This is a genomic window from Stenotrophomonas acidaminiphila, assembly GCF_001431595.1.
Classification (GTDB): Bacteria; Pseudomonadota; Gammaproteobacteria; order Xanthomonadales; family Xanthomonadaceae; genus Stenotrophomonas; species Stenotrophomonas acidaminiphila.
The window spans coordinates 1-16,188 of the sequence record NZ_LDJO01000036.1 but is presented as its reverse complement, the minus strand read 5'-3'; the positions used below and the strand labels follow the sequence as shown (position 1 = coordinate 16,188).

General features: G+C 71.9%; 11 protein-coding genes. 5 read left to right on the top strand and 6 right to left on the bottom strand.

Annotated features, from left to right (window positions below; all coding sequences use genetic code 11):
* Positions 1-55 precede the first annotated feature (55 nt).
* Positions 56-1,549 (top strand): serine hydrolase domain-containing protein, encoded by a 1,494-nt coding sequence (locus ABB33_RS11990; RefSeq protein WP_082394244.1) that lies wholly within the window; start codon positions 56-58, stop codon positions 1,547-1,549.
* Between the two features lie 138 nt (positions 1,550-1,687).
* Here the strand turns inward: ABB33_RS11990 and ABB33_RS11985 are convergent, their stop codons facing one another.
* The 3 genes from ABB33_RS11985 to ABB33_RS11975 all read right to left on the bottom strand — a co-directional run bounded on the left by ABB33_RS11985 (position 1,688) and on the right by ABB33_RS11975 (position 3,622).
* Positions 1,688-2,083 (bottom strand): DUF3224 domain-containing protein, encoded by a 396-nt coding sequence (locus tag ABB33_RS11985; protein WP_054668490.1) that lies wholly within the window; start codon positions 2,081-2,083, stop codon positions 1,688-1,690.
* Between the two features lie 99 nt (positions 2,084-2,182).
* Positions 2,183-2,737 carry a hypothetical protein gene (locus tag ABB33_RS18970; protein ID WP_198421467.1) on the bottom strand — a complete coding sequence of 185 codons (555 nt, stop codon included), beginning with the start codon at positions 2,735-2,737 and terminating at the stop codon, positions 2,183-2,185.
* 180 nt (positions 2,738-2,917) lie between these two features.
* A complete protein-coding gene (locus ABB33_RS11975) occupies positions 2,918-3,622 on the bottom strand; it encodes a pirin family protein (RefSeq protein ID WP_054668491.1) in 705 nt (234 codons plus the stop codon).
* Positions 3,623-3,754: 132 nt separating this feature from the next.
* Here ABB33_RS11975 and ABB33_RS11970 point away from each other — a divergent pair, with 132 nt between their 5' ends.
* Both ABB33_RS11970 and ABB33_RS11965 read left to right on the top strand, forming a co-directional pair.
* Positions 3,755-4,684, top strand: a complete 930-nt coding sequence (locus ABB33_RS11970) for a LysR family transcriptional regulator (RefSeq protein ID WP_056932271.1) — start codon at positions 3,755-3,757, stop codon at positions 4,682-4,684.
* A gap of 33 nt (positions 4,685-4,717) precedes the next feature.
* Positions 4,718-5,368 (top strand): hypothetical protein, encoded by a 651-nt coding sequence (locus ABB33_RS11965; protein ID WP_152985065.1) that lies wholly within the window; start codon positions 4,718-4,720, stop codon positions 5,366-5,368.
* Between the two features lie 20 nt (positions 5,369-5,388).
* Here ABB33_RS11965 and recD read toward each other — a convergent pair whose 3' ends face one another.
* Genes recD through recC form a run of 3 tightly spaced genes read right to left on the bottom strand, consistent with a single transcriptional unit; the run spans position 5,389 to position 14,281 of the window.
* Positions 5,389-7,305: an exodeoxyribonuclease V subunit alpha gene (gene recD / locus ABB33_RS11960; RefSeq protein ID WP_056932269.1), complete on the bottom strand. Its 1,917-nt coding sequence runs from the start codon at positions 7,303-7,305 to the stop codon at positions 5,389-5,391.
* Positions 7,302-10,928 (bottom strand): UvrD-helicase domain-containing protein, encoded by a 3,627-nt coding sequence (locus ABB33_RS11955; RefSeq protein ID WP_056932268.1) that lies wholly within the window; start codon positions 10,926-10,928, stop codon positions 7,302-7,304. The genes recD and ABB33_RS11955 overlap by 4 nt, the downstream gene beginning before the upstream one ends.
* Entirely contained in the window at positions 10,925-14,281 is a 3,357-nt protein-coding gene (gene recC / locus ABB33_RS11950) for an exodeoxyribonuclease V subunit gamma (RefSeq protein WP_056932267.1), read from the bottom strand. The genes ABB33_RS11955 and recC overlap by 4 nt, the downstream gene beginning before the upstream one ends.
* Positions 14,282-14,571: 290 nt before the next feature.
* Between recC and ABB33_RS11945 the strand changes: the two genes are divergently transcribed.
* Together ABB33_RS11945 and ABB33_RS11940 are read left to right on the top strand one after the other, a co-directional pair.
* Positions 14,572-15,360 carry an ABC transporter ATP-binding protein gene (locus tag ABB33_RS11945; protein WP_056932266.1) on the top strand — a complete coding sequence of 263 codons (789 nt, stop codon included), beginning with the start codon at positions 14,572-14,574 and terminating at the stop codon, positions 15,358-15,360.
* Positions 15,360-16,109 carry an MlaE family lipid ABC transporter permease subunit gene (locus tag ABB33_RS11940; protein WP_054668497.1) on the top strand — a complete coding sequence of 250 codons (750 nt, stop codon included), beginning with the start codon at positions 15,360-15,362 and terminating at the stop codon, positions 16,107-16,109. The genes ABB33_RS11945 and ABB33_RS11940 overlap by 1 nt, the downstream gene beginning before the upstream one ends.
* The last annotated feature ends 79 nt before the right edge of the window (positions 16,110-16,188 follow it).

Genomic DNA, 16,188 nt, shown 5'->3' with positions numbered 1-16,188 from the left:
CGTCCGTCACACTGCTTCCCGGGCCCGGCACTCTGCCACGATGGCGAGAACTTCCATGAAGAACCCTGCGTTGCTGTCCTGCACGACACTCCTGCTGTGGAGCCTGTGCGCTGCCGCACAACCGGCCGCGGCGTCCGCTTCCACCGCGGCGCCGGCATCCACGCTCCAGGCGCGCATTTCCAGAGTCGAGCAGGGGCTTTCCACGCGCATCGTGGTCAAGGGTTCGCCGCAGCGGAGGATGGCGCTGGAACAACGCATGGCCTTCCACCGGGTGCCGGCGGTCAGCATCGCGCTCATCGACCAGGGCCGGATCGCGTGGGCGCGCGCCTATGGCGTGGCCGATGCCGCCAGCCAGCAGCCCGCCACCACCACCACGCGCTTCCAGGCCGGCTCCATCAGCAAACCGCTCAGCGCCCTGGGCGCGCTGCGTCTGGTCGAGCAGGGCCGGCTCTCGCTGGACGCGGACGCGAACGGCCAGCTGGCTTCGTGGAAGATTCCGCAGAACGCGTTCACCCGCGCCGGCACGATCAACCTGCGCAGGCTGCTCAACCACGGCGCCGGGGTGACGGTGCACGGCTATGACGGCTACGCACCGGGGCAGCCGTTGCCCACGCTGCTGCAGGTGCTCGATGGCATCGCACCGGCGAACTCCGAGCCGGTCCGCGTCGATATCGCGCCCGGAAGCACGTGGCGCTATTCGGGCGGCGGTTACAGCATCGTGCAGTTGATGATGACCGAAGCCAGCGGGCAACCGTTCGACCGGTACCTGGAAACGGCGGTCCTGCAGCCCTTGGGCATGGCGCACAGCACCTATGCCGTGCCGCTGCCGGAAAGTGTGGCCAGCCAGGCAAGCGCCGCCCACGACGGCAACGGCCAGGTCCTCGCCGGCCGGTGGCGCCTGTACCCCGAATCCGCCGCCGCTGGCCTGTGGAGCACCCCCAGCGACCTGGCGCAGGTGATCCTGGAAGTGCAGCGGGCCGAGGCGGGCGGACCTGGCAGCATCCTGTCGCGCGACATGGTTTCGACCATGCTGACGCGCGGCCTGGGCGAGTACGGCCTGGGCTTCTTCGTCGAGGACCTGGGCGACCGCACCAGCTTCAGCCACAGCGGTGGTACCGAGGGGTTCCGCTCGCAGCTCTATGGCTATACCCGCTCCGGGCAGGGCGTGGTGATCATGGCCAACAGCATCAATGGCGCCGCATTGATCGACGAGATCCTGTGCAGCATCGCCGCCGAGTACGGCTGGCCCGAGTTCCAGGTCGTCGAGAAGACGGCCATTCCGACCGACGTGGCGACCAACCGGCTGCTGGCCGGCGACTATCGGCTGCTCGACCAGCCCGCCCACGTCGTCGCCGAAGGCGAACGCCTCTACTTCCAGAGCGATCTGTTCGGCGCGGGGCGGATGGAACTGTTCCGCGAGTCGGAGGATTCCTTTTTCATGACCGCCCAGGACATGAGCATCCGCTTCCGGCAGGACGGTGCCGGCACGATCGCGGGATTCGACCTGGTCCGCGGCGCGGGGACCTATACGGCGCACAGGACGCGTTGAGGCGGAAAGGCCTGCCATCGCCGCGGTCTTCCGCCTGCAGGCCCGCACGGACGACCCCGCGACGCACCGGCCCGCCAGCGCGGGATCGGCTGGCGCGCCTTCTTCCCGTATCCGGCCGGGCCGGGTTCTGCGGCGGGCTCAGGTATCGCGGAAGCCGTAATCGAAGGTGTAGTGGTGCCTGCCGTCGACGATGTCGATGGCGATGCGGCCGTGCAGGCCGGCCAGCTCGCCGGTGCCGCTGTCGGGCACCACGGTGAGGTCGAGCCGGGGCGCGCCGCGGTCCATGACACCGTTGTGCTGGGCATGGAAGCTGCCACGGCGGCCGTCGAGCGTGCCTTCGATGCGTTCCAGGGCGACGTAGGCGCCGGAGCCGGATACCGGCGACATCATCGCCAGCATGTGCACCACGCTGCTGGCGTCCAACGGGCCATGGAAGCGCTTGTCGAAACGCACATGGCCGACGACCGCGCCGCCGCCGATGTCCAGCGATTCCTGCGGGACGCGCGTGATGTCGAACTCGCCCTTGGCCTGCATGACGGGATTCCCGGGTTGGCAAGGAAAGCAGTTTAGGCAGGGACCGCGCATGCCGCCATTGCCGGTGCCGGCGCTACCCGCAAAGCCCACGGTGGACCATCAGCGGAACCAGATCTTCAGCGTCACGTACATTCCATAACCCAGCGCCAGCACCAGCCACACCAGAAACAGAACGTTGGCCCAGTACGCGCCCGCATGCGCGACCAGCGTATACACCTGCCCGGCGCAGCCCTTGCCGAGGCAAGGTATCTGGCCCCGCGCCAGCGCGCGCATGACGGCGAACAGCGCATAGCCCGCCACGCCGGCGGTCATCAGGAAGCCCACCGGCCCCACCAGCCCCTGGGTCGGCGCGCCGTTCTCGTCGAAGGGCGCTTTCTGGAGCTGCTTCTGCCCGAACCGGTACCAGGCAAATCCGAGCAGGAGCAGGGACGAGTAGTAGAGGAAGTCACGCATGTCGTCGCGGTACCGTGGCCGGCCAATCCGCAGTATGGCGGCAAGCGCAACCGCTGCCTGTGGCGCCATGCACGGATCGGCGGACAAGGTGCCTGCTTCCTGCGGTTGCACGGCCCGGCGCTGTCCGCGCATGCGCAGGCCGGTCGCCTCCGACCCGTCGTCGCGAAGCGATGCGCTGACCCGGCCGCGTTCGTACGTCATGCCGGGGAGAACCCGCGCGGCGCCTGGAATGTCGCGGCGAATCCGCTGCGGCAGTGGCGCCCGGGTTTTACCGGAAGGCACGGGTGTTTGCGTCGCTCCTGCGTCCGGCTTGCCTTCGCGGACGACGGCAAGGGCGCGGTCACCCGCGCCCTTGCGTCGATCATCAAGCGGTCCCGCCGCTCAGGCGGCGGTATCCACCAGCACCAGTTCGGCATCTTCCAGCGCGCGGACGGTGATGCTGCCCTCGCCGGCAATGGCGGCGCCGTCGCGGGCTTCGAGCGGCACGCCGTTCACTTCCACCTTGCCGGTGTTGGGCACCAGGTAGCCGTGGCGGGTGGCGTCGCGGAAGTGATACTCGGTGCTCTCGCCGGCCTTCAGCGACGCGCCCAGTACGCGGGCATCGGCGCGGATCGGCAGGGCCTCCTCGTCACCCTGCATGCCACTGGCCAGGGCGATGAAGCGACCGGAGCGCCCGCCCTTGGGGAAGGGCTTGGTACCCCATGCCGGCGCACCGCCGCGCGCATCCGGGATGATCCAGATCTGGAAGATGCGGGTCACCCCCGGCTCCAGGTTGTACTCGGCATGGCGGATGCCGGTGCCGGCGCTCATCACCTGCACGTCGCCGGCTTCGGTACGGCCCTTGTTGCCCTGGTCGTCCTGGTGGCTGATGGCGCCCTCGCGCACATAGGTGACGATCTCCATGTCGGCATGCGGATGCGGCGGGAAGCCGGTGCCGGGCTGGATGGTGTCGTCGTTCCACACCCGCAGGGCGCCCCAGTGGACGCGCGCCGGGTCGTGGTAGCCGGCAAAGGAAAAGTGGTGCCTGGCATCCAGCCAACCGTGGTTGGCTCCGCCAAGGGTGGCAAACGGGCGACGCTCGATCATGGTCCTGTCCTGCGGGGTGGTTGCGATGGGGGCCAGTCTAGGCACGCGCCTTTACATTCGGAATGGAAGGAATGAAAAGACATTCTTTCCATTTATGCCATGATCCAATCTCCTCCCCCCGCGGTCTCCGCCATGAGCCAACTGCCCGACCTGGAAGCCTGGGCCATCTTCGCCAGGGTCGCCGAGGCCGGCTCCTTCGCCCGTGCGGCCGAAGCGCTGGGGCTGTCGCAGGCCACCGTGTCCAAGGCCATCACCCGGCTCGAAGCGCGCATCGGCACCACCCTGTTCCACCGCACCTCGCGGCGCATGTCGCTGACCGATGCCGGTGCCGCGGCGCTGGAGCGCGCCGCACGCATCCTCGACGAGGGCGAGGCGGTGGAGGCCGAGGTCGCCGACCGTTCGACCACGCTGCGCGGACTGGTGCGGGTGGCCGCGCCGATGTCGTTCGGCGTGGCGCAGCTGGCGCCGCTGCTGCCCGCATTCATGCGCGCGCATCCGGACGTGGAACTGGACATCCAGCTCAGCGACGCGCAGGTGGACCTGGTAGCCGAGCGCTTCGACCTGGCGCTGCGTATTTCCACCCTGGCCGACTCCAGCCTGCGCGCGCGCCGCCTGTGCCAGGTGCGGATCCTGCTGGTCGGCGCGCCGGGCTACTTCGCCGAACACGGCCGGCCGCAGCATCCGCGCGACCTCGCCGGCCACCGTGGCTTCCAGTACAGCTACACGCGCGGCGGCAACACCTGGCGCTTCCGCCATCCCCGCCACGGCGAGTACGCGCAGACCGTGCCGCGCCAGTTGCAGGCCAACAACGCCGAAGTGTTCGCCACCGCACTGCGCGGCGGGCTCGGGCTTGCCCTGCAACCGGAGTTCATGGTCTGGGAAGACCTGCGCGCCGGCCGCCTGGAAACGGCGATGGATGACTGGCAGGTGGAGCCGATCGCGCTGCACATCGTCACCCCGCCCGGCCTGCGCCGCCCGGCGCGCGTGCAGCGGCTGATCGACTACCTCGCCGCCGGGCTGGAACGTGCGCCGTGGGCGACGGGCGCGGGTGCAGGCCGTTAACCTCGCGGCTGGACGAGGACCACGGAGAAGGCGATGCACCTGGCGATGGGCATGCTGCTGGCGGGCCTGCTGCTGGTGGTGGCTGGAACCGCGGGCGCGACCGCGCAGGTACAGGACCGGATCTTCATCGAAGGCCGCGACTACGCGCTCGACACCAATCCGCTGGAAGGCCAGCTGCGTGATCGCCCCGGTTTCCCGCCGGAGAATGTCTCGCGCAGCACCGCCAACTGGCGCGGTTACGTGGCGCACTGGGCGATAGATGGTGACCGGCTGCTGCTGCGCAGGGTCGAGGTACGCCTGTACGACCGCCAGACTGAACAGGAAAGTGTCATCGACCTGCTGCCGGAGCTTTTCCCCTCGGGCGCGCCGGTGGCCACCACCTGGTACAGCGGTGCGCTGATCGTCCCCGATGGGCGCCTGGTCGATTACGTGCACATGGGCTATGGCTCCACCCATGCGCACTACCGCGTCTACCGCATCGCCAGGGGCCGGGTGCTCGAGGCGCTGTCGATGGGTGCGGAGCAGTTCCGCGTCTGGCGCGAGCGGAAGTTCCAGGCGTTCAGACAGACCGCGCAGTACCGCGAAGCCGTGGCCGCCGCCCGCAAGCAGGGCGACAGCATGAGTGCGGAGGAGATCGACGGTTTCCTGCGCGGCTTTTATGCCGAGGAGTACCTGGGGCGGTAGGAGCTGACTTCAGTGAACGCCTATCGCGAGCGGCCCAGACGCTGCGCCAGGCCCGACCAGCGGCTGGCGTGGCGCGACAGCGCCGCTTCGATCACCGCCGCGTCGCCGGCCACGTGCACGGCGTGGCGCGCGCGGGTGATGCCGGTGTAGAGCAGTTCGCGGCTGAGCACGCGGTTGTCGCGGCGCGGCAGTTGCAGCCAGACCTCGTCGAACTCCGAGCCCTGCGCCTTGTGCACGGTCATGGCGAAGGCGCTTTCGTGCGCGGGCAGCGCCGCCGGGTGGAACGGGCGCGGATCGTCCGGATCGTCGCCGGGGAACCAGGCGGTGGTGCCATGGGTACCGCCCTCGCTACGCAGGCAGATGCCGACATCGCCGTTGAACAGGCGGTGGCGATAGCTGTTCTCGGTGACCAGCAGCAGGCGCCCGTGGAAGTGCGCGGCGGCACCCCGCGCGGCGCCGCCGGCGAGCAGCTCCTCGATGCGCGCATTGAGCCCGCGTGCGCCCTGCGGGCCTTCGCGCACGGCGGTGAGCAGCCGCAGGCGCCCGGCCAGGGCCAGGGCCTGCGCCGGCGTCTGCGCGCTCGCCAGCGCCTCCCAGTAGCGCTGCAGCGGTTCGCGCCAGGCCTGCAGCGGATCGTCTTCGTTCTCGTGGAAGTGCACGCCGGGCAGCTGCGCGTCGCGCAGCAGCGACAGCGCGCGCGCGGCGTCACCCTCGCGCATCGCCGCGGCCAGTGGCGCCAGCCGCAGCGCCTCGCTCTGCCGGTAGCCACGCTGCAGCTGCACGCGGGTGCCGGCAAAACCGCTGGCCGGGGCCGCGATCGCCGCCGCCGGCAGGCTGCCCAGCAGGCCCTGCAACGCCTGTGCGTCGTCGGGCGCGATGCGTGTGCCGTCGCCGGCGGCGCGCAGGATCGCGCCGAGCACGTCGCCGGCTTCCACCGAAGGCAGCTGGTCGGGATCGCCCAGCAGCACCAGCCGGGTACCGCTGGCCACCGCCTCGACCAGCTTGGCCATCAGCGGCAAGTCGATCATCGATGCCTCGTCGACCACGAGGGTGTCGTATGGCAGCGGGTTGTCGGCATGGTGGCGGAAGCGCGGCGAATCCGGGACCACCCCCAGCAGGCGATGCAGGGTGGTGCCGGTGGTCGGCAGCTGCGCGCACAGCGCCGGGTCAACGCCCTGCTGCGGCAGCTTCTGCACGGCATTGCGCAGGCTCTCGGCCATGCGCTCGGCGGCGCGCCCGGTCGGCGCGGCCAGGGCCACGCGCGGCGGCGCGCGGCCGTCGGCACGGGCCTGCGCGGCCAACAGCACCAGCAGCCGTGCAATGGTGGTGGTCTTGCCGGTGCCGGGCCCGCCGGTGACCAGCAGCAGGGCGTGGCGCAGCGCCAGCGCGGCAGCGCGCGCCTGCTGGTCGCCAGCGGCGGGCGCATCGGCGGGGACTGACCGGGCGAACAGATCGCCCTGTACCGACGCCACGCCCGCCGCGGCATCCACGGTGCCCGGAAACAGCTGCGCGAACAGTGGCGCCAATGCCGCCGGATCGGCCCGCTCCAGCGGTGCCTGGCCGATGCGCTGCAGGCCCAGCGCCAGCCGCCGTTCGTACTCGCGGTAACGGCGCAGGTACAGCAGCCCGTGTTCCCAGGCCAGCGGCGCCTGCGCGGCCTCGGCCGCATCGTCATGCGGCTGCGCCACCCAGGGCGAGGCCTGCAGCTGGGCGATCCACGCCTGCGCGTCTGGCCAGGGCAACGGCCCTTCGAGCAGCCGCGCCGGTCGCGCCGGGTCGAACCCGGCATGGCCGTGGGCGACGGCCAGCGAAGCCAGCGCGGCGGCGGCCAGCACCGCGTCGGGGGTGTCCGGATCGAGCCGGCGCAGGCTCTGCGCCAGCGCGTGGTCGAGCGCGCGCAGCACGCCGGCCTTGCTGAGTGCGGCCAACAGGCTCATGCGCGGTCTCCCAGGCGTGCCAGCATGGCCGCGTGGGCGTCGTCGCCGCCGGCGAACAGCGCGTCCAGCGCGTGCACCAGGTCCGCCGCGAAGACATGCGCGTATACGCCCGGCGACGGCACGCGGGTCGCGTCCAGGCCACGGCAGAACAGGTAGCGGATGCCACCGAAATCACGCGCGTAGTCGTAGCCGCCGCCAAGCCGGAAGCGCAGCCAGCGGTGCAGCGCCACGGTGTAGATCAGCGCCTGCAGGTCGTACTCGCTGTGGCGCATGGCCGCCTCCAGCTGCGCCGCGGCGTAGCCGGGCAGGCGGTTGGACTTGTAGTCGAGCACGTACCAGCGCCCGTCGCGCAGGTAGGTCAGGTCGATCTTGCCGGTCATCAGTCCTTCCAGGCGGCCACGCGCGCCGAAGCCGTGGCGGCCGCGCACCACGCCATGCGCGTGCAGCACGCGCAGCAGTGCCGGCACCGCGGTGGGCTGCATGGCGAAGTGGAATTCGATTTCGGCGCGGCGCTCGCCGGGCCCCAGCGCATGCAGCGCGCCGCCCTCGGGCAGGGCCACGGTCAGGGTCTGGCCGACCAGCGCGGTGAGCAGGGCCACGCCGTCGTCGATGTCGGCCTCGGCATAGCCTTCGGCGCGCAGTGCCGCGGCGATCACTCCGGCCTGCCCCGCGGGCGCCGCGTCGCCGGGCCGCCAGCCGCTCCAGGCGCCGAATTCGGTGGTCTCCAGTGCCGCGTGCAGCACGTTGCCGAAGCGGCTGCCGGCGAAGCGCGGATCGAACGCATCCTGCGCCACCGCCGGATCCTGCACGGTCTCGTCGGCGGCCTGCGGCGGCTCGTCGGCGGCACCGCCGCTGTCCTCGGTGGCCGCGGCCGTGGTGTCGTGGCCGGCCTCGGCGTGGGCGAGCTGGGTGAAGCTGTAGACCCACCAGTCCTGCGACAGCGCGCGGCGCACGCTGCGCACCGGCGGCAACGCCGGCTCGCGCGCGGGCGGCAGGCGCGGCGGCAGCGCGTCCGCGCCACCTTCGACGATGCGGATGTCGGCGTGCGCGCCCAGGCGTTCCAGGTCGCCGAGCATCGGCCCCAGCTGCGAGCCGGGCAGCCCCGCCAGCGCGCCGCCGGCGATCCACAGCGCGTGCTCGGCGCGGGTCAGGCCGACGTACAGCAGGCGCGCGGCTTCGGCCGCGTCCTCGGCGGCAGCCTGCTGGCCGACGGCCTTCCAGTCGGCCGCGTCCTTGTCGATCTTCCAGTGCAGTACGCGCCGCTCACCGTCGTGCACGATGCGGTGGGCATCGGTGGCCGGCGCGCCGCCGTCGATGCCGACGAACGGCAGGTAGACCAGCGGGTACTCCAGGCCCTTGCTCTTGTGCAGGGTGATGACCTGGACCCGGTGCGCGTCCGATTCCAGGCGCAGCAGCTGGGTCTCGTCGCCGTCGTCGGCATGGGCGATGCGCGCCTGCAGCCAATCCAGCAGGCCATGCAGGCCGATGCTGCGGGTGCCAGCCTCCTGCAGCAGTTCGCCCAGCTGCAGGTAGTTGGTCAGGCGGCGCTCGCCGTCGACCAGCGCCAGCAGGCGTTCGGCCTGTTCCGCGCACAGGTCGGACAGCATCGCCAGCACGCCGCCACGCTGCCAGCGCTCGCGCCATTGCAGCAGGCGTTCCTGGTGCGTGCGCTGGCGCTCGCCATCGTGTTCCATCGCGGCGATGCCGGTGGCGCTTTCGCCCAGCAGCACGGTGGCCAGCGCCGCGCGCAGGCGGCCTTCGTCGGCTGGCTGCAGCAGCGCCAGCAGCAGCAGGCGCAGTTCGTGCGCCTCGGCGGTGGAGAACAGGCTGTGGCGGCCGGCCGCGACCGCCGGGATCGCCGCCGCCGCCAGCGCCTGCTGGATGCGCGTGGCCTCGCGGTGCGAGCGCACCAGCACGGCGATGTCACCCGGGCGCAGCGCGCGACCGTCGACCCGCGCCCTGTCCTGGCGTGCGGCGGACAGCACGCGGTGGATGTCGGCCACGCAGGCCAGGGTGGCGGCGTGGCGCGAGTCGTCGGCCTTGAGCGGCTTGCCGTCGGCATCGGCGTCGATCAGGTGCAGGGTCAACGCCGGGGCCGGGGCGCCATCGAGCAGGTAGTCGGCATCGCCCCGCTTGCTGCCGGCCTGCACCGGTTCGAAACGGATCCGCGGATCGACGAAGGCACGGTCGCCGGCGTTGGCGTACAGCGCGTCGATCGCGCGCAGCAGGCCGGGGCGCGAGCGGAAGTTGTGCGCCAGCCGCGGTGCCTCGGCGGCGCGTTCGCGGGCCTGCAGGTAGGTATGCACGTCGCCGCCGCGGAAGCCATAGATGGCCTGCTTGGGATCGCCGATCAGGAACAGCGCGGCGGCGGCGGGCGGTTCGGCGAACACGCGGCGGAAGATGTCCCACTGCCGCGGGTCGGTGTCCTGGAATTCGTCGACCAGGGCGAAGCGGTACTGCGCACGCAGGCGTTCGGCCAGCGCCGCGCCGGCTTCGCCGTCCAGCGCCGCATGCACGCCGTCGATCAGGTCGTCATAGGTCTGCACGCGGTACTGCTGCTTGTGCCGTGCCAGGCACTGGCGGGCTTCATCGCGCAGCGCATGCAGCAGGGCGATGGACTGCTGCATGCGCCACTCGCCGAAGCGTGCCTGTGCCTGCGCGTAGTCGGCGATCAGCGGCTGCAGCGGCGACACCGGGGTGCTGCCGGCCTTGGCCTTGACGGTCCTGGCGGTGAGCGCGTCGAGGGTCAGCCGCTGCAGCCGGTCATCCAGCCCGGCATCCGGATCCGGATGCCGGGCCCACTGCAGCAGTTGCCGGAACAGCGGTTCGATCCACTCGGCCTTGTAACTGCTCCTGTTGAGCACGCCGCCTTCCAGCGCGGCGCGCAGTTGGTGCAGGTACGCCTCGCCATGCGTGGCCAGCCCGGCGGCAAGGCGCCCGGCGGCGGCATCGCGCAGCGGGCGGGGATCGTCCAGCGGGGCCGGCGGCAGCGCCGGCAGCAGCGGCAGGTCGGCGACCAGCACCGGCAGGTCGGCCGCCAGCGCGTCCGGGCTTTTCCACAGGCCGGTCAGGGCCGCCAGCGCATCGGCGCGGGCGGCATGCTGGCGCCACAGGTCGGCGGCGAGCCCGGCGTGGAGCTGGCGGGTGTTGGTCAGCAGTTCCGGCGCAGCGAAGCTGTGGCCGCTCTCCAGCGCGTGTTCGGCCAGCACCCGGGTGCAGAAGCCGTGGATGGTGAAGATCGCCGCCAGGTCGGTTTCCTCGGCGGCGATGCGCAGGCGCCGGGCCAGCTGCGCGGCGGTTTCCGTGCCCTGCTGCAGGTGGCGCTGCAGGATGGCGGCGGTCAGCGCGGCCTCGTTGCCGTCGCCCGGCCCCGGCACGGCGTCGGCCAGCCGCGCGGCCAGGTCCAGGCGCTCGCGGATGCGCCGGCGCAGTTCCTGGGTGGCCGCGTCGGTGAAGGTCACCGCCAGGATCTGGCCCATGCGCAGGTTCTGCTCCACCACCAGGCGGGTGAACAGGGTGGCCAGGGTGAAGGTCTTGCCGGTACCGGCGCTGGCCTCGATCAGGCGCAGGCCGTCCAGCGGCAGGTCCAGGTACGGGTCGGTCGCAAGCGGCGCGGCGCTCATGCGCGGTCCTCGCTGCCGGCCGGCACCCGGCCCTCGCGCAGTGCGGTGAACACCAGCAGGCTGTTGTGGATAAATCTGTTGGTAGTGGCTGGATCGGCGAACGGATCGGCGCCGCGCAGCGCCAGCTGCAGGGCTTCGCCATCGCGCTCGCCCCAGCTGCGCTCGCTGCCATGCCACTTCTCGCGCGCGGTCTTTTCGCGTGCGTCCGGATCGGCGTTGTAGATCGCCCAGCCGGTGTACGGGGCAAACGGCAGCGGCGCCTGCAGCCCCTGCCAGCGCAACTGCAGCAAGGCTTTCAGCGCCGACCTGGCCTGTTCAGCGGGTGGCGGCGGCAGGACGTGCGGACCGAAACCGCCATCGCCGGCATCAATGAACTGCAGCAGGGGCAGCGGCACCCCGGCGGCATTGGCCAGCAGCCAGTCCAGGCCGCTGCGCAGCACCCAGGCCACGCCCGGCGCACCGGCCTGCAGGCGTGGCAGTCCCTGTGGATGAATCTGTGCGACACGACCGTGAACGATGCTGTCGTCGATCGCCACTTCCAGCCGCTGCGACTGCAGCGGCGTGCCGTCGTACCACTGCGCGAAGCTGTCCGCGCACGGGCGGATGCGGCCCAGCAGCTGTTCGAACTGTTGCCGGCCGAGCGCTCCGGACGGCAGCAGCGCGCGCGCGCGCAGGCGTTCGTACAGCCCCTGCTCGCGGCCCTCCAGCAGCGCGGCGAGCACCTGCTGCTGCAGCGTGCCGTGCTCGCGCCCGCGTTCGGGCAGCACCAGCGGTTCGACATCGTCGCTGGCCTCGATCTCGCCCCCCAGGCGCAGGCCCAGGCGCTGTTCGAGGAACTGCCCGGCCGGATCTGCCAGGAAACGGCGCAGCGCATCCAGCGACACGCCGGGCTCGCGCAGGGCAGCGGGCAGCGGCGCATCCAGCACGCCGGCCGACCACGGCGACAGCTGCCCGCGCTGGCCACCGACCGCGCCGGCGGCCGGGTGCCACTGGCGGCGATAGCTGAAACGCCGCGGCTCGCCATCGCCACCGAACGCGGCCGGGGCGAAGGGTTGCAGCGGATGGCGCACGACCATGGCCTGGCGCGCGGCCGCCGGATCGGCGTGGCAGGCGGCCACCGCATCGATCAGCTCGCTGACCAGCACCGAGGGCTCGCGCACGCTGCCGTCGCGCGCGTCGGCACCGAGGTAGCTCAGGTAGAACACGTCCTGCGCCGAGGCCAGCAGCTGCAGGAACAGGAAACGGTCGTCCTCGCGCAGCGAGCGGTCGCCATGACGGCGACGCGCGGTGCCGAGTTCGGCGGTGAGCCGGCTCAGGCCGGCGGCCGGGTCGCGGCGCGGGAAATCGCCGTCGTTCAGGCCCAGCACGCAGATCGCGCGGAACGGCAGCAGCCGCATCGGCACCATGCGGCCGAAGCTGACGCCGCCGGTGAGCAGCGGCGCGCGGGTGTCGGCCTCGGACAGCACCGCGGAAAAATGCGCGCGCACCACTTCGGCCGGCACCGGGGCCTCGAAGCCGGCGCGGGCGGCTTCGCCGGCGAACTCGTCCACCAGCTTGCGCAGGCGTTCGAGCGCGCGCTGGGTGGACGGCTCGGCCGGGGCGTCCGGCAGCAGCGCGGCCAGCAGCCCGAGCAGGCGCTCGCGCCACTGCGCCGGAGGCAGCGCCTCGGCCAGCATCTTCTGGTGGCGGGCGAGCACCCGCAGCAGGCGGATCAGCGCATCGAGCGCGGCCAGTGCGCTGCCCTCCAGCTCCGGCCACGGCGCGACCCCGGCCAGGTCGTCATCGCTGCCGCTGGCGTGGCCCAGCAGCAGCCGGTCCAGCGCGAACTGCCAGGTGCAGGCGTCGTCGGCCGGCGCCTGGTGCTGGCCGCGATGCGCCGCATCCAGCCCCCAGCGCGCGCCGGCGGCCTGCAGCCAGCCGTGCAGGCGCTCGAACGCGGCCGCATCCAGTCCGGCGGCGGCGGCCAGCGGCGGGCTGGCGAGCAGGTCGAGGATCTCGTTGAGGCCGAAGCGCGAGACCGGCAGCCCCAGCAGCTGCACGAACACCTCGGCCAGCGGCTCGCCCTGCAGCGGACTGGCATCGGCCAGCGCCCACGGGATATGGCCCTCGCCGCCACCGCGGCCACCGAACACCGATTCCAGGTACGGCACGTAGGGGTCGATGTCCGGCGCCAGCACCGCGATCTCGCGCGGCTGCAGCGGCGGGTCGAAGCGCGGATCGTCCAGCAGCGCGCGCAGCTGGTCGTGCAGTACCTGCATTTCGCGCAGGCGGGTATGGCAGGCGTGGACCTGCACGCTGGGGTCGTCCACCCGCAATGCCGGGCGCAGTGGCGCCGGCGGCCGCGCGCGGCGGTGGAACAGGTCGGCCTGCAGGCGATGCAGCAGGCTGTCGCTCAGCCCGCCCTGGTCCAGCGTCGGCCCCTCGCGGCGCTCCGGATCGGCATAGGCGGCGATTTCGCCGGATGGGTGCACCACCTCGTAACTGCCCAGCACCGCCATGAAGTCGCGCCCGGCCGCGCCCCAGGCCTGCAGCAGCGGGTTCTCGCCGGCGGCGCTGCCGAACGGGTCGTCGATGCCGCCGCGCAGCCGCTCGGCCAGGGTCTGCAGGTCGCCCCAGTAGGCACGCGTGGGCGTGGGCAGGTAGAAATGCAACGTACCGACCCGCGCCTGGGTGGCGATCACCCGCAGTACGTCGGGCGAGACGTTGAGCGTGGCGAATGCGAACAGCCGCGACGGCAGGCCGCGCGGCAGCGGCTGGCCGGCGCCCTCGAACCGCGCCAGATAGTCGTTGATGCGGCGCGCGCGGTGCTGCTGGCCAGCGGCGATATGGCGCCACAGGATGGCCTGCGGGTCGGCGGCGTCGGCGCCGGCCTCCCAGCGCAGCAGCCAGTCGCGGCGCCAGGCCTGGTACTTCTCGAACACCCCGCCCAGTTCGGTAGCCAGCGACCAGGCCCGCAACGGGTCGTCGCCGCCGGGCGCATTGCCGGCCAGGTAGGCGCGCAGCGCGGCCATTGCCGGCTGCCGCATCAGCGCCGCGTCGGTCAGCGCCGCGTACAGCCGCCAGTGCAGCCCGGCCGCGCCCAGGTCGTCCTGCTCGCCGGGCACGTTTTCCTTCAGCGCGCGGGCGACGAACTCGCCGGGCGTGAGGAACTCGAGGTTGGCGGCGATGCCGTACTCGGCGGCCAGCGTGGACTGCAGCCAGCGGCGCATCGCCACCTGCGGGATCAGCACCGTGTCGGCCGCCAGCAGCGGCCGGCCCGGATCGGGCTCGCGCAGCGCGTGGGCGAGCAGCGAGGCAAGCACGTCCAAGGCGTTGGAGTGGTAGAGGCGGAAGTCCGCGGAGGCGTCGGGCATGGCCGCGCCATTGTGCCGGAGCGGCGTCGCGTTGACTGCGACGCGCGCCGGCGCGACGTGGACGTGGACGTGGCGGTGATCGGCGGTGGATGGCGCGGGTCGCGTGGTGTCCGCCACGGACGTGGGCACGCGCCGCCGCTGCGCGTGTGACGACACCAGGGAGACTGGGCGTTCCGCGCATGGTCACTGACGCGCGCCGCCGGTACGGCGACAATACTGCACGGTCCAGTTCTCTTTTGTTCAGGCGGACCCGATAATCCTGCCACGTTGGTTTTCCGTTAAAGGCCGCCATGTCCCTTCCCCGGACACCCCTGGTGCAGTTGTCCGACGTCCGCATCGACCGCGGCGGGCGCACGATCCTGCGCGACGTTTCGCTGGACGTGCCGCGTGGCAGCATCACCGCCGTGCTCGGCCCCTCGGGCACCGGCAAGTCGACGCTGCTGGCGGCGCTGACCGGCGAGTTGCGCCCGGTCAGCGGCCAGGTGCGCCTGTTCGGGCAGGACATCCCGCAGGGCAACCGCGCGCTGCTGGAGATGCGCAAGAACATCGGCGTGCTGCTGCAGGGCAACGGCCTGCTGACCGACCTGACGGTCGCCGAGAACGTCGCCCTGCCGCTGCGGACCCACACCCGCCTGGCCGAGCCGGTGCTGCAGCGCCTGGTGCGGATGAAGCTGCACGCGGTGGGCCTGCTGGCCGCGGCCGAGGCGTGGCCGCGCGAACTGTCCGGCGGCATGGCGCGGCGCGTGGCGCTGGCCCGCGCGCTGGCGCTGGACCCGCCGCTGATGATCTACGACGAGCCGCTGACCGGGCTGGACCCGATCGCCTCCGGGGTGATCATGAGCCTGATCCAGCGCCTGAACCACAGCCTGGGGCTGACCAGCGTCATCGTCAGCCACCACGTGCACGAGACCCTGCCGATCTGCGACCAGGCGCTGGTCATCGCCAACGAGGGCATCGTGTTCTCCGGTACGCCGGAGCAGTTGCAGGCCAGCAGCGACCCGCTGGTGCGGCAGTTCCTGCACGGCCAGCCCGATGGCCCGATCCCGTTCGATGCCGCCCCGCGGCCGAGGGTTGCCTGATGCCGTTCGTTTCCTCGATCCGCTCGCTGGGCCGCGCCGGCCTGTTCTCGCTGACGGTGCTGCGCGGCTCGCTGCCGACCCGCGACTTCCTGGCCGAGCTGACCCGCGAGATCTACAAGATCGGCGCGCGCTCGCTGCCGATCATCGCCGTGGGCGGTGCCTTCGTCGGCCTGGTGCTGACCCTGCAGGGCTACCGCACGCTGACCACGTTCGGCGCCGCCGACGCGCTGTCCACCCTGCTCGGGCTGTCGCTGTACCGCGAACTGGCGCCGGTGCTGACCGCGCTGCTGTTCATCGGCCGCGCCGGCAGTTCCATCGCCGCCGAGCTGGGGCTGATGCGCGCCACCGACCAGATCAAGGCGCTGGAACTGATGGCCATCGACCCGGTGGCCAAGGCGGTGGCGCCGCGCTTCTGGGCGGCGGTGCTGACCGTGCCGCTGCTGACCGGCGTGTTCTGCTCGCTGGCCATCACCGGCGGCTGGTTCGAAGCGGTGAAGGTGCTGGGCCAGGACAACGGCACGTTCTGGTCGGGGCTGCGCAACAGCGTCGACTTCTGGGACGACTTCGCCGTGGCCCTGCTCAAGTCGGCGATCTTCGGCGGCACCGCGGCACTGGTCGCGGCCTACGTCGGCTTCCATGCCGAGCCCACCATCGAAGGCACTTCGGTGGCCACCACCCGCGCGGTGGTGAACGCCTCGCTGCTGGTGCTGATGTTCAACTTCGTGCTTTCCGCACTGATGTTCCATTGATGCCAATCCCTGCCGGGGACCCGCACGTTCCGGTGCGGGGATCCGACGAACAACCCGCTTCGCCGGCACCGGCGAGGCA